The organism is Microcoleus sp. Aus8_D2, assembly GCF_036702665.1.
Lineage (GTDB): Bacteria > Cyanobacteriota > Cyanobacteriia > Cyanobacteriales > Microcoleaceae > Microcoleus.
Genome location: NZ_JAUBUN010000018.1, coordinates 34,216 through 48,362 on the forward strand (window position 1 = coordinate 34,216; position 14,147 = coordinate 48,362).

14 protein-coding genes are annotated in these 14,147 nt (G+C 45.2%); 4 read left to right on the forward strand and 10 right to left on the reverse strand.

The features are described 5' to 3' along the window. Positions 1-25 precede the first annotated feature (25 nt). On the forward strand, positions 26-628 hold the full coding sequence (locus QUB64_RS16010; RefSeq protein WP_333271808.1) for a pentapeptide repeat-containing protein: 603 nt from the start codon (positions 26-28) through the stop codon (positions 626-628). 130 nt (positions 629-758) lie between these two features. Here QUB64_RS16010 and QUB64_RS16015 read toward each other — a convergent pair whose 3' ends face one another. The 8 genes from QUB64_RS16015 to QUB64_RS16050 form a co-directional block, all read right to left on the reverse strand. Then, on the reverse strand, positions 759-2,282 hold the full coding sequence (locus QUB64_RS16015) for a Dyp-type peroxidase (RefSeq protein WP_333271806.1): 1,524 nt from the start codon (positions 2,280-2,282) through the stop codon (positions 759-761). Beyond that, positions 2,282-3,496, reverse strand: a complete 1,215-nt coding sequence (locus tag QUB64_RS16020; RefSeq protein ID WP_333271803.1) for a hypothetical protein — start codon at positions 3,494-3,496, stop codon at positions 2,282-2,284. Before QUB64_RS16020 ends, QUB64_RS16015 begins: the two co-directional genes overlap by 1 nt. Positions 3,497-3,838: 342 nt before the next feature. After that, a complete protein-coding gene (locus QUB64_RS16025) occupies positions 3,839-4,252 on the reverse strand; it encodes a putative toxin-antitoxin system toxin component, PIN family (protein WP_333271800.1) in 414 nt (137 codons plus the stop codon). Next, positions 4,252-4,491, reverse strand: coding sequence for a hypothetical protein (locus tag QUB64_RS16030; protein ID WP_333271797.1), 240 nt, complete (start codon positions 4,489-4,491; stop codon positions 4,252-4,254). The genes QUB64_RS16025 and QUB64_RS16030 overlap by 1 nt, the downstream gene beginning before the upstream one ends. A gap of 294 nt (positions 4,492-4,785) precedes the next feature. Further along, positions 4,786-6,216: a vanadium-dependent haloperoxidase gene (locus QUB64_RS16035; RefSeq protein ID WP_333271794.1), complete on the reverse strand. Its 1,431-nt coding sequence runs from the start codon at positions 6,214-6,216 to the stop codon at positions 4,786-4,788. Positions 6,217-6,221: 5 nt separating this feature from the next. Beyond that, positions 6,222-6,374, reverse strand: coding sequence for a hypothetical protein (locus QUB64_RS16040; RefSeq protein WP_333271791.1), 153 nt, complete (start codon positions 6,372-6,374; stop codon positions 6,222-6,224). Positions 6,375-6,553: 179 nt separating this feature from the next. Next, a complete protein-coding gene (locus tag QUB64_RS16045) occupies positions 6,554-6,946 on the reverse strand; it encodes a hypothetical protein (RefSeq protein WP_333271788.1) in 393 nt (130 codons plus the stop codon). A 203-nt stretch (positions 6,947-7,149) separates the two neighbouring features. Further along, positions 7,150-7,746, reverse strand: coding sequence for a hypothetical protein (locus QUB64_RS16050; protein WP_333271786.1), 597 nt, complete (start codon positions 7,744-7,746; stop codon positions 7,150-7,152). A 465-nt stretch (positions 7,747-8,211) separates the two neighbouring features. Between QUB64_RS16050 and QUB64_RS16055 the strand changes: the two genes are divergently transcribed. Next, on the forward strand, positions 8,212-9,507 hold the full coding sequence (locus QUB64_RS16055) for an NB-ARC domain-containing protein (RefSeq protein ID WP_333271783.1): 1,296 nt from the start codon (positions 8,212-8,214) through the stop codon (positions 9,505-9,507). 5 nt (positions 9,508-9,512) lie between these two features. Here the strand turns inward: QUB64_RS16055 and QUB64_RS16060 are convergent, their stop codons facing one another. Next, positions 9,513-10,028 carry a methyltransferase family protein gene (locus QUB64_RS16060; RefSeq protein ID WP_333271780.1) on the reverse strand — a complete coding sequence of 172 codons (516 nt, stop codon included), beginning with the start codon at positions 10,026-10,028 and terminating at the stop codon, positions 9,513-9,515. A 164-nt stretch (positions 10,029-10,192) separates the two neighbouring features. Further along, positions 10,193-11,137, reverse strand: a complete 945-nt coding sequence (locus QUB64_RS16065; protein WP_333271895.1) for an aldo/keto reductase — start codon at positions 11,135-11,137, stop codon at positions 10,193-10,195. Between the two features lie 274 nt (positions 11,138-11,411). Here QUB64_RS16065 and QUB64_RS16070 point away from each other — a divergent pair, with 274 nt between their 5' ends. Together QUB64_RS16070 and QUB64_RS16075 are read left to right on the forward strand one after the other, a co-directional pair. Next, the gene (locus tag QUB64_RS16070) at positions 11,412-12,845 is read left to right on the forward strand and encodes a BCD family MFS transporter (protein ID WP_333271777.1); all 1,434 of its coding nucleotides are present in this window, start codon (positions 11,412-11,414) and stop codon (positions 12,843-12,845) included. Between the two features lie 208 nt (positions 12,846-13,053). After that, on the forward strand, positions 13,054-13,887 hold the full coding sequence (locus QUB64_RS16075) for an inositol monophosphatase family protein (RefSeq protein ID WP_333271775.1): 834 nt from the start codon (positions 13,054-13,056) through the stop codon (positions 13,885-13,887). Positions 13,888-14,147 lie beyond the last annotated feature (260 nt).

Consider the following 14,147-nt stretch of genomic DNA (forward strand, 5'->3'; position numbering starts at 1 on the left):
TTATACTAACAGCGGTTTTCGAGGTATGACACAAAGAAAGATTGTAAGTGCGATCGGGATGGCGACTGTTTGGGCGATCGGCTTAGCAACTACAGGTTTAATAATCTTCGCAGCCAACGGTTCCTCAGTCAAGCATCAAGTCCGACAGTTGCTTGTAGCGAGAGAATGCCGGGGCTGCAATCTTTCTGAAGCTAATTTGAGCCAAGTTTTTCTCGAAGGCGTCAATTTAGAAAATGCCAACCTAAAAAATGCCAATTTGTGGAGTGCCAATTTGGTAAATGCTAACTTGAAACAGGCAAATTTGGCTGGTGTTTATCTGATAAGCAGCAATTTGGTAGGGGCAAATTTGGCAGAAACAAATTTAGAAAAGGCTTTTTTAGAGGATGCTTATTTGGGAGGAGGTCACTTAAAAAATGCTAATTTAACAGGTGCTTTTATGAAAGGTATTTTTCTAGTTAATGCTGACTTGGAAGGGGCGAATTTAGAGGGGGCTAATCTGTGGATGGCAAATCTGGAAGGTGCTAATTTGCAGGGTGCTAATCTGAGGAATGCTTTGCTGTTGGATACTAATTTGAAAGGGGCGAAATTAAAGGGTGCGGTGATGCCTGATGGTACGCGGCAGGAATGAAAGTCAGCAGTCTGAACTTCCCCCCCCACCAGGGGGGAGTTAAACTGAACTCCCCCCCCCACGAGGGTAAGTTTCAATAGTCGCACAGTGGTGAGACAGTTTCGAGTTTTTTGCAGGGGGGAAGTTCAGGTTAAAGGACATTTGAAAAAAAACGGATTCCTGGAGCAAACATATACTCGCCCCCCGTTGCTACTACCCACCCACCCGGAATTGGCAGGTCAAATTTGTTAGTGCCATTTACCAAAGAAATTTTAGTATTACGTACAGCACTGACGATCGGATCTACGCCTCCATTAGCATGGGGCTTATTTGCTTCATTTACCCAGTCATTCATTAAAAACTCGAACTGGTCAACGATTGATGTTTGGAACGCCACGAACAAAAGACCTCTCTCAGCTTGAGGTTGGTCTATTTCTGGACCAAAAGTAATACCGCGCCGAAGGAGTAACTTCTGAAAAGTTCGCTCCTTTGAACCAATATCTGTTGCATCATCCCTCGGGTTTACCTTGCGAATGTGTGCTGCAAAAGGACAGATTAGTCCATTTGGATCGGCTAGGTTGAGCGGATATGGATCGTTCGGTAATGATACAGTCGTTGCTTCAGTAAAAGTGAAATAGTTCTCACCTAATTCTTGTTCTCCGCGATCGACATTGCGATCGCGCATTACTGGCCATCCAGATGGCCATCGACCCACAAGCAATGCACCAAGTCGTTCAGGAGTCAGATCTGGATCGAAACCATTTTGACGTAGAGTTTCAGATGCTTCAGCAAGGAATGTATGAAACGCTTGCACCTCTTGGGATAATCTCCGATAGACTAAGAACGAGCCGTTCACTGCCCAATCTGGCCCAGGAGGCTTAGAGTTTGGACGACTCGATTCTGGCTCATCGCGCTCTTGTCTCAAGTAGCCAAACAAGAAATGACCAGGCCATACTAGAGGACGACCAGGCGCAGCAAATCTACTGTGGTTATCGAATGCTGAATCTTCTGGCAATGTTCGTGGTTCGATAAAATCATCTGGTGCAGTGGATCTGCGCCCTCTAATTGCTGGATGGGAAATACCATCCTTGAAACCGAAGTGCTCGTGTCCAGACAGTTTGCCTGGTCGAACTCGACCTCGATCGACGTATATTAGCTGTAATCCCTGCTGCTGTGCTGAAGTGATGAGCTCCTCTTCAGTTCTCACTGCCCAATCAAGATCGTCAGTTGCGAGAATCAAAAGTACATCTGGACGACGAGATCCAGATCCAAACAGCCAATTTTCTGGCGCGCCCGGTTCACCACTACCGAGAGGAGGATCGCCAATGGAGGCAGATCTCTCCTCAAGTCCTAGTTTGAAAGCTCGATCGTCGAACTCCTCAATACCTGGTACAGCAAGTTTCGCCAGTCCTTGTGCTGAAATCGCACAGTTGAGAAACAAGAAGTCAAGATTGTCGGGTTCGTGTCCCAATTTCGCCCGCATCGCCTTCCACATACTGTGAGCAGAAAGAACCTCTCTGGCTGTCCACAACCTTGGAGCGAGTGACTTGAGCCACAGTCGTGCTGGCTGTGGATCGACAATTTGAAGGAAAAGGAAATGCTGACTATCCTTCTTAAAGCCTGGCAGGACATTGCCCTGGATATCGTCAAGATCTAAAACTGGCTCTTCAAGCATTACATCCCTCCGCTGGTTCTGGTTGCGTTCATAGGGCTAGACATATCACTAAGAGCAGCTACTGTACTTGAAGGAATTACGTCCATTGGAGTTGGTAATGGGAATGGAGGTGTACCAGTGCAACCGATCGCTCGGGGCAACGGAATTGGTTGCGGATTGCTTACCAAAACTCCGACACGAACATCAATACGCTTGGCAATCTGGGCACCAAAGTCGATCGGCTCACCATCAATCTTGATATCCGAGACAGTGTAACCCTTGCTCTCAGGTACTGAGTACACAGCACGAACAATATAAGATTTCTCCGGCTCGGCATCCTGTGAACCGCGTAACACTTTCCAGAACTCATCGGCTGGAGTTCCATCAGGAGTTTTCCAACCCTTCCAATCAACACCACTCATATATAATCCAACTGGATTTTCAATGGTAATGAATCGGTTTTCCCTAGCAAACTGATTAATGGCATTGCCAATGCTCGGATCGCTCTGACGTGCTTCATCACCATACTGACCACAGCGAATAAGTCCTTGGGCATCTGTAATCGGATTGCCAAGGCGATTGATTCGCAAAATACAAGAACGTGACACAATATTTACCTGTGCGCCAAGCGTGTTGTTTGGTTGCTGCATATGTACAGCAAATTCGTTGTTGTAACGGTTGTACCAGTCATATTCACCACTGCTGTCCACTAAATCATCAATCGTGATTGATTTATTTCCAACGATCTCGCGATAGACATCTACTAATAGGTCGCGTGATTCCTGTGAAGTATAGAACATGAAATTGTAATATTCTGGAGGCTCACTCGTGAAGATAACTTCTGTAATCTTGTTGTCAGTGTTACGTTTGACAACCCACTCGCAGTATTCATCTTGAATGCGGGTGAGCACAGATGAGCCATTCCTAACAGGGTAGCGCTGCGATCGATCCAAGTAGGTATACTTCTCATTTGTATTGTTGAATTGTCCATCAAAGCTTGTAGGGAGTGCTGACCAAATAACATTCTTAAGCTCTGAAGGGGACACAATAGGCATTGATGCTGGATTGTATACGCGCAAATCACTGTCAGAACGCCCCCATCTTTGCAATTCTCTTAGCGCATCACCATAGAGATTCCTTTCATACTGATCGTTGATGAAGGAACTCCATAAGTCTTTTAGTCCAGAAACACGATCGAAATCAGTCAATTTTGCAGTTGGCTCGAATACCCACATTTTTAAATGCTCCTTTATATCTTATTTGCAGTACAATACTCTTCCTAGCCGGATTATCCTCCACATCTGCGGTTTAACTCCCAACAGTCTGAACAGCTTTTGCTTGATCTTAATTCAAAGAATAAATCACCCCGATCGCCCTGTCGGTGAGAAAAAGTGACAGACTTTTGTAAACGTTTGTAAATTGGTAAATTGTCGATCGAGAAGAAAGAGCGATCGCCATCCGAATAGGTAGCAGTTTGGTCTACGAAGGGCGATCGGGCTGATGGATCTCTCTTAGGGCGATCCTTGACAGAGATGATAACTCAAAAGTCCAGACTTTTAAGCTGCTGGCAACATTATCTAAGCTTGCGATAATAACGCGATAAACTCTGTCGCCTTTACAATTTTGATATTCCTGTAAGCCGTCAAGGTTAGAAGGTGCTTATCGCCCGTGACAATATGAGTAGCATTTCCATTCACTGCACACTCCACAACCATGTCATCATCTGAATCTGCGGGAACTGCCTTGAGAGTTGCAGAAATCTCCACAATCCGGGAGAACCCACGAACCTCTTCTACAGCAGCTTTGGTCATCTCTTCAGAAAATTTAAATTTGATTAGCAGTTTTTCTGCAAATTCATCCAATATTTCTTGGCAGGTTACAGACTCAATCTGCCCAATCTTTGCCAGTGCAAGGCATCGGAATGGATTGCCATTTAGAGATAGCAATGCAGAAAGAAAAATATTGGTATCAAAAACTACAATGTACTGCATTACTCTTCATGCACTATGCGATCGATCAAAGATTCACGTTCTTCTTCAGACATCTCATCCCAGTTGCAGCCTCGCTCTTGGGCAAGGAGTTTAACTCGATCGACACCATAACGCGATAATGATTCCCATTGACTCCACTGCTGAAGAAGTAAGAATCTGAACACTTCTACTTGTTGTTCAACTGACAACTGTTTGACGAGTTCGACAACTTGCTCGCTGCTCAAGATTAGTGTTGGCATCCTGCCTCTTTAAAATCTAATAAAAATATTCTGTATCTTTCTATTGTAAGCGAAATGGCAACCTTTGTGACGCCGCGGTATTCGCTGCGCTATAAATCCGCGCCGGTGAGAAAAAGTGACAGGCTTTTGTAAAGGTTTGTAAGTTGGTAAGTCGATCGAGAGGAAAGGGCGATCGCACCTGCAACCTTCATTTCCCGTTATTGGGTGAGGGAATGAAGGCGTGAGGTGCGATCGCCGGCAGACAAGATTAACCCTTATAACCGGACTTTGCCCAAAGTCGATCGGCAATAAGTTTTAACTCCGAGGGCCAATACTTGATAAAGTCAGACCGTTGTTACAAATGTCTTCAGCAATCGTAATTCCCAGCGGAACACCACCGATATTTCGGGAGAGATCGGGGTTATCTTCACTGTCTAAAGCAAAAGCATCAAACACCCAATGCACTCCTAAAAAGACCCGACTGAGGCCATTTTCTACAATCATTTCCCACAACCCACCTGGAAAACTGCGAGTATGTTTTGGTCTTACTGTACCCTTGTTATCTCGACTAATACCATTGAATTCATCGGAGACCAAGGTAAGACAATCAAACAAGTTGTCATTGCAGCAGTCAGTTACGCCGTAAAACAGCCGAGTGATGTGCAATGCGGCTGCACCGAAAGTAGCGTGTCCAGAGGGATAGGCGGGGAAGGGTGGCGTAAAGTTTTTCTTGGTCTCCTCTTTTGTTTTGGAATTTGTGTTCGGTGCACCTAATGGCAACCAGGAAGAGTCAGAATTCTCGGAAAGGCAGTTATTGCCGATCGCTGCTGGTCCTAGAGACGGGTCATCTTCCCGAATGCCAAGAACGGGTCGCCACAGATCGTGAATGTATTTCTGATCCCAGGCCAAAACACCCGCATCTCCCATCGCAGCATTGACTAGCGCAAAAAGACGGGCATTTTGCTCGACACTATTATTTTGAGCGATCGCCACGGTACGGACAATCTGGTTGTACAACCGAGGGGGAGTCCCTAACTCAGCTACGCCATCATAGCCCCAGTAGATACCAATGAGTGTTTCATTTGCAGTTCGAGGAGAAAGTCCTGCGGGTAAGGTTCCCATCAATTCCGGCGCAATTCCTTTCGCCCGCACCTGTTGCAAAGCTTTGATGTATTCATCACTTCCTAGCTGAGGTGGAGCATCCAATTCGTGGCGGCAGGTGACAGCAAAACATCTCGATTTTGCACCGTAGAAGGGAGCATGAAATCCTTGAGGATTATCTGGATCGGGACGATGGGCACCTGGAGCCATTGATGCAGCATAACCATCATCGCTAGCGATCGGGTCTTCTTGTCGCTTCTCTAGAATTTTGTGTGCTACCAAAAGACCAAATTCATGCCCTTCCTTTAAACCATCACCTGTTAAACCAGCTTGCAAATGTTTCAAGTCAAAAAAAAATTTTTGGCTGGGATACAAGCTAGACAATGTAGCGTGGGCCGCAGCAGCAACAGCAGCCGATGCTGAGGCATGGGGTTTCGGATCGGGTAAGCCAGGGAGATAAGGTGATAAATTAACCGGAGCGATGGGATTACCTCGTACTCCTGCATAAGCGTCATACATTGCTAAGTGAACGATCGCTAAAGCGCGGGAACTCAGAGTGGGGCCAGGCTGCTCGTTCTTACCATTAGTAAAACTAACGCGGTTAGCTTCGAGGGCAACTTCATTCCAATATAAAATCTGGTCCATTCTGCTTATCCTATTAAGTTGGTAAATTGTCGATAACTCAAAGAATAACCAAACTCGATCGCCCTGTCGGTGAGAAAAAGTGACAGACTTTTGTAAAGCTTTGTAAGTTGGTAAATTGTCAAGGTAGAGGAAAGGGCGATCGCACCTGCAAGCTTCATTTCCCGTTATTTTGTGAAGGAGTGAAGGGTGATGAGGTGCGATCGCCATTCTAATAGCTAGCAGTTTGGGCTACGAAGGGCAAGCGCGAAGCGGAGGGGATTGGGCTGATGGAGGAAATCTGATTTTACAAGCGCGCAGGCTGCTGCGAGCGCTCAACTGTTGAGTTTTGCCTGTTGTATCATTTTTGTTCTAGATCGGATGTAGATGGCATTTTAATTACTAAATCTCCTATCATCAGTTCTGCTTCTATAAAAGCTTGGGTTAAAGCCTTAACAGAACTTTCACCTTCACGAAATCTAATTGTTTCGGCTTTTAAGTGTCTTTGGGCTTGACGAAATCCATTACCTTTTCGTCCAACACCTGTCGTCTCAAGGATAGCCACTGAAGTTGCGCTTAGTCCAGCAAAAACTTTTGTCCTGAAACTTCCTAGTTCGTCGATAAAGGTAGCGACAATTATTGATGAGAGTACCGAAGTGACTCCTAAAGTTACAGCAATAGAGTGCAATATTACGGCCGAGCGATGCCATCTATTGGTTTGATTCTCCATTTTTTCAAGCAGTTCTTGTGTCATACAATTAACTATTTATGCAATTTTATATCTGAGGTAAAGTGCGATCGCACCTGCAACCTTCATTTTCATTTCCCGTTATTTTGTGAAGGAGTGAAGGGTGATGAGGTGCGATCGCCATTCTAATCGCTAGCAGTTTGGCGTACTGCGGGCAAGCGCGAAGCGGAGGGGATCTGGCTGATGAAGGAAATAAGGACGATCGTTAATCAAGTGGAAGGTTTAAATGTAAACAGCCCACCATTCTGAACTGGTAGAGAATAGGAAATTTGATCGCGACCTGCCGATCCAGTACCTGTAAGATTGTCAAAAAAGGTTCCTCGGTGTTCTGGGGTTATCAGAACAGCCACATCACTTACGCTAGATGTTAAGGTAGCAAGGGAAACTTCAGCGAAGCCTCTCACTTCAAAATTAGCATCGTCAAGCAGTTCAGGTTTTCTGATGATATTAGGTTGTACGAGAAATAGTCCAGTGCTTTGTGACATCAGAGTAACAGAAGCAATAAACTTGTTAGTAAAACCCTTAATAGGCTCTAACTTCCCAGGCATATCTTCGCCCATATCCGATCCTGTTGTGTCAAAGAAAGTAACCAAATCATCAATGGAAATCCCAGGAGGAAGCTTCACTGTAAAAGTCAGTGTGAGAAAAATATCTACCGATCCCAAGTTTGCAATTGTTAGGAAGTATCCTTGAATAACTGTGCGCCTTAATCTCTCTATTTTTTGCTGGACATTATTAGGTATAAATCCAGGTAAATCTTTAGGAAGTTGAGGCTTAACCAAAAGCTCAAAAGTAGAAATTATCATTGGTTGATACTCCAGAAAAAAATGATGAAGACTAGACTAATTAATTGATTTGTAAAAAAAATGAGGCTGGTAAAGTTTGTACTCTTCCTTAAGTCAAAGAATAAACTACCCCGATAGCCCTGCCGGTGAGAAAAAGTGACAAGCTTTTGTACGGCTGAAATCATCAGTTTTGAACTGTCTGAAAAACTTGTTCTCTGCCTGAACTCAAAGAATAAACCACTCCGATCGCCCTGTCGGTGAGAAAAAGTGACAGGCTTTTGTAAACTTACGTAAATTCCATTAAAGGCTGCTAGCAGTCAATCGATTTTAGATGTTAAATTTTAGATAACGGAATTAACCTCACAGTCTGTACGGGGGCTTGCAACCCTATTGCTTTCGATCAATTGTGTAAATTTGTTTATATTTCCTGAAAAGTAACTCGCAGTTATGAAACATCAGTAATTTACTAAAGAGGTCAAAATCCCTATGACAGCACAAGAGGCGATCGCCCTAGTTGATATTTTGTTACAATCCGCAAACAAAAAGCAAAAACTCAATGACATTCAATCCCGCGTTGTTCTGTACACTTGGGAAGGATACTCTTATCAAGAAATAGCGGAGCGCTTACTTTACGAGCACGACTATATCAAACAAGTCGGTTCGCATTTGTGGCAAAAGCTCTCTCAAATCATCGGTGAACAAGTCTCAAAGCAAAATCTTCAAGCAGTCTTGCGCCGCTACCAGCATCGCAGCGCACTCAATAACTGCATCCAAGATTGGGGAGAAGCGATCGATGTTTCCTATTTTTACAACCGCCAACAGGAATTGGAAACATTAAAAACTTGGATTACTGGCAATTCTACCCGTGCGATCGGTATTTTTGGACTTGGCGGTATCGGCAAAACTTCTCTGTCTGTCAAACTCGCTCAGCAAATTAAATCTCAATTTGAATTCGTGATTTACCGCAGTTTGCAGCAAGCACCAACCTTAGATGTTATTCTCAGCAATATTTTACCGATTTTAACTAATTCATCAGCCACAACCAATAACTCTATTTCTACTCTGATGGAACAGTTGCGGCAAAAACGCTGTTTGTTAATTTTTGACAATCTGGAGTCGATTTTGCAAGCCGGAAATTGCAGCGGACAATATCAACCAGGCTTTGAAGATTACGGACTGTTATTTGGGCGCATTGCTGACGAATCTCACCACAGTTGTCTGATTTTAACCGGACGAGAACAACCGGGCGGATTTGCTGTGCGATCGGGCGAAAATTTGCCTGTGCGATCGCTCAAACTCTCCGGCCTTTCACCGCCTGTATGCCAGCAAATCCTCGCCGACAAAGGATTAAAGGCAACGCTACTACAAAGTAGAGATATTGTCAACTACTTTGGCGGCAATCCCCTGGCGATCAAAATTGCAGCCACTACGATTCAAAATAGTTTTGGCGGTGATATTCAGGCATTTTTAGTGCAAGGAAATACTGTTTTTAGCGATTTGTGGGATTTGCTCGATCGCCAGTTCGATCGCCTGTCTCCCCTGCAACAACAAATCATGTACTGGTTGGCCGTTAATCCAGAAGCCGCGACTCCTGCGAAGCTAAAAGCTGAAATTTTGCCCAAAGTTGCTGGACGGCAACTGATGGAAGCGTTGGAGGCGCTGGCGGAGCGATCGCTCATCGAATATCGGCGATCGCTCAATGAGAGCGCGCCAACAACTTTAATCCTACAGCCTGCGATCGTTGAGTATATCATAGAACGGTTGATTCAAACCGCAATCTAAAACTTTTAATAAATTCCTGGAATTAGTTTTTTGACTCGCTGGCGATATTCTGAATAGTCGGGATATTTTTGACTTAACCAGGTTTCTTCGCGGTTGGCTTTGATGTCAAAAAATATCAGTAAAATTGCAGTGGCGATTAAGTGCGATATGCTCGTTTGCCAAAGTGTCCAGCCGAGGGCTGCTAAGATTAAGCCACCGTACAACGGATGTCGCACTATACTGTAAATTCCTGTTTGGACTAATTCTCCATTTTCTATGGGATAGGGTAAGGGTGTGAGGTTTTTTCCTAAGTCTATCAATCCTTTGACGATTAAAATGAATGCGCCTAAGCCGAGGATGCTTGCCAGAATCCAGGTAAGATAAATTAATTGAGTTGATTGAATTTTGAATCCTGGTAGTTGATAAACTGGTAAGATGGCAAATCCTGCGAGCAATGCCCCTTGAAGCAATACTAAATATTCGCCGCGGCTGTTGTTGCGTAGGCCTTCGCGGGTGAAACCCCAGTCTGTTAATAGTTTCATAGTCAGAGGAAGGAAGTTCGGCAACGGATTTTGTAACGGATGTAACGGATGGGTGGAAGAAGGAAGAACAGGACTTACGGATTAATAAGACCAAAGAAACCGGGTTTTTCACATAATCTACGGCTACAACCTTTGTATTGTCGTAAAAAAACCCGGTTTCTACTTTATTCTCGCCAAGGACGTGTCATTAGTTCTAGTTGGTTGACTTCATCCTGGCTTAATGTCCAGCCTAGGGCGCCTGCGTTTTCTTCGGCTTGTTTGGCGGTTTTGGCGCCGGGAATTGGGATGACTCCGTTTTGGGCTATTAACCAGTTTAGGGCAACTTGGGCGGGCGTGCGATCGCGCTTTCTTCCCATTTTCCGTAAGGTGGACATGACTAATTCGATTTTTTCGAGGCCCACTTTGCTGAACCGGGAATCAAATTTGCGGGCTCCTGTCGGTTCTTCTTGAGCGCTGTATTTGCCTGTCAGCAATCCTTGGGCTAAGGGGCTGTATGCTAAAATTGTTACTCCCAATTCGCGGGCTGCACGCACAATTCCTTGTTTTTCTACTTGCCGCGATAGCAATGAGTAACGGACTTGATTTGTTGCTAGGGGAACGCCTCTGGCTGCTAGTATTTTGTGAGCTTCGCGCATCTGTGCTTCGGAATAGTTGCTGACTCCTACTGCTTGGATTCTGCCTTGTTTTACTTCGTCTGCTAAGGCGTTCATCAAGGTTTCTTGACTCAGCAAAAAACTGAAGGGCCAGTGTACTTGGTAGAGGGTTATTTGTTCTACTTGCAACCGTTTTAAGCTGGCACTTAAGGCTTCGGAAACAGATTTTCCGGTGAGGCGCCAAGGTACGGGGCCGAATTTGGTGGCTATTTGCACGGGTTGGCTGGTTTTTTTGATAAACTGCCCCAGCAATTCTTCTGACAAGCCGTTACCGTAGACTTCGGCTGTGTCGAAAAAGTTGACTCCGGCATCTAGGGATGTTTTGAATGCTGCTTCTACTTCGGCGGCGCCGTAGTTGCTGCCGTAGTTCCAAAATAGTTTGTCGCCCCACGCCCAAGTTCCGACGCACAGGGGAATGACGGCTGGGCCATTTTGTCCTAAGGTAATGGTTGTCACGGTTGGTAAATCCACAATTGTAGCAGTTGACAGTTGACAGTTGACAGTTGACAGTTACATAGTACGGGAATCAAACGGTTTATCGATCGCGGGATCGGGGCTCGATTCCTGAGGTTATTTATGTCCGCGCTTTCAGGTGGCGGTTGCTATATTGATTGATTCTCTTTATTTTTATATGAATAATGTCATTTGAGCTTCTAACTGTGGGAATAATGGCGGCCGGTTACAATATCTCAGTTACTATAAGTGCAAAGTTGTGTTTATTTGAATAGTTATGCCGATCGACCCTTTGCCAGATTTAAGATTAACAGATTCCGCGACTGCTGCTGTCAAAAGAATTGACCTCGCGACGATGTTCCGGCTGGGTTTGTTTCAGATGGGGCTGGGCATGATGTCGATTTTGACCCTGGGAGTGCTCAATCGCGTGATGATTAAAGAGTTGGCGATTCCGGCTACTGTGGTGGCGGGTACTCTGGCGATGCACCAGTTTGTGGCCCCGGCTAGGGTGTGGTTCGGGCAAATGTCTGATGCTAAGCCTTTGTTTGGGCATCACCGCACGGGTTACGTGTGGCTGGGAGGGCTGTTGTTTGTAATTTCGGCTTTTTTGGCGGTGCAGGTGATGTGGCGCTTGGGCGCTAGTTTGGATGCTGTGGGGTGGACGAGTCCGACTTACGGCTGGGTGGGTTTGTTGGGTTTGATTTTTGCAGTTTACGGTATCGCGATTTGTTCGAGCTCGACTCCTTTTGCTGCTTTGTTGGTGGATGTTTCGGATGAGGAGGATCGATCGAAGTTGGTGGGTGTGGTGTGGTCGATGCTGATGGTTGGTATTATTATTGGGGCGATTGTCAGCAGCGGTTTGTTGAAGCAGATTGATGGGGATGTGCCCCGGGAAGTTTTGCAGGCTTCGATTAATGGTTTGTTTGTAAAGGTGCCGGCGGTGGTTTTGCTGTTGGTGGGGATTGCGACTTTTGGGGTTGAGAAGAAGTATTCGCGTTACGGGGCGCGATCGATCGCAGTGAATCGAGAAGATAAAATTACTCTGGGAAGCGCGCTGCGGATTTTGACTGCTAGCCGCCAAACAGGTTTGTTTTTTACTTTCCTGCTGGTGATGACAATTTGTTTGTTTATGCAGGATGCGGTTTTGGAACCCTACGGCGGGGAAATTTTTAAGATGCCGATTTCGGAAAGTACCAGGTTGAATGCTATTTACGGTACTGGTACGCTGATTGGTTTGAGCGCCACAGGTTTTTTAATTGTACCGCGCATCGGCAAGCAAAATACGATTAGATTGGGTTGTTTGTCGGTGGCGGCTTGTTTTGGCTTGATTATTTTATCGGGATTTACTGGTAATCCGATTGTGTTTAAGTCGGCTTTGATGTGTTTCGGGTTAGCTTCGGGAATTACGACGACGGGGGCGCTGAGTTTGATGTTGGATTTGACTGCTGCGGAAACAGCGGGGACTTTTATTGGCGCTTGGGGTTTGTCGCAGGCGATGGCGCGGGGTGTGGCGACGGTTAGCGGCGGTGCTATTTTGGATGTTGGCAGAACTTTGTTTGGTGTGCCGATGTTAGCTTACGGATTGGTGTTTGCGGTGCCGGCGGTGGGTATGATTTTTGCTGTGTATCTGTTGAGTCGGGTAGATGTTGCCGAGTTTCAGGATAATGCCAAAAGTGCGATCGCAACTATTCTTGAAAATGAATTAGACTAAGGTTCGTAGTGAGGACTTCAGTCCGCATGATATTGTGAAGAAAAGACCAAACTCCTGACTGCGAACCAAATAAATTAGACGAACGTTCGTAGTGAGGACTTCAGTCCGCATTATCTCAGCAATAAAAAACTCAGGTTTGTAGTGAGGAGTTCAGTCCTAATGATATCGTGGAGAAAGGACTAAAGTCCTTACTACGAACAAAATACAAATGAAAGATTTCTGGGATTCAATTTTAACGTTTTCTCAAACTACTGTCAAGACAGTCGGACAGCAGTTTTTGAAAGATTTCGGTTCAGCACAAGCGGATGAGAAATCCGATGGCAGTTTGGTTACGCAGTCTGACAATTGGGCGGATGCAGAGATTAGAAATGCGATCGCACTTGCGTTTCCCAGTCACGGGATTTTGAGCGAAGAAGGAGAACACATTTTACCCGATACTGAATGGTGTTGGGTGGTCGATCCTCTCGATGCTACTACTAATTTTGCTCGCGGAATTCCGATTTGGGGAATTTCTTTAGGTTTATTGTATCGCGGAACTCCGGTTTTTGGCTGCGTGCATTTGCCACCTCTGAATCACACTTTTCATGGTTTTTATGCAGAGAATTTCGGGAACGATGATGTATTGACAAATATGCCTCAAGGTGCATTTTTAAACGATCGCCCGATTCGCCCGAGTGCTGATAAACTAAGTGGAAATCATATTTTTAATTTGTGTTCCAGGAGTGTGGGCATTGGGCCTCATCTTCCGAGTAAAATTAGGATGTTGGGGATGGCCAGTTACAATTTTTTGATGGTGGCTTCCGGTGTTGCGATGGGAGGCGTAGAAGCGACTCCGAAAATTTGGGATATTGCCGGAAGTTGGGTAATTGTGAAGGCTGCGGGTGCGGTTTGGCTGCCGCTAGAATCTCAGGCGATTTTTCCGCTGACAGTGGGGAAGAATTACGGGAGGGTTTCTTTTCCGACTTTGGTGATGAGTCGCCAGGAGTTGGTGTCGGTGTTTTTGCCGTTTGTTGAAGCTTGGAAGAAGAAAAAAATGGGCTGATATCAAGTCACATTGAACCGAATTGGTTTGTAGTGAGGACTTTAGTCCGCTCTTTCATAAGGACTGAAGTCCTCACTACGAACCTATGTGATCTTAGTTGAGCAATAAAAAAATAGGTTTGTAGTGAGGACTTTAGTCCGCTCTTTCATAAGGACTGAAGTCCTCACTACGAACCTATGTTATCGTAGTTGAAGGATAATCAGATTGGTTTGTAGTGAGGACTTTAGTCCGCTCTTTCATAAGGACTGAAGTCCTCACTA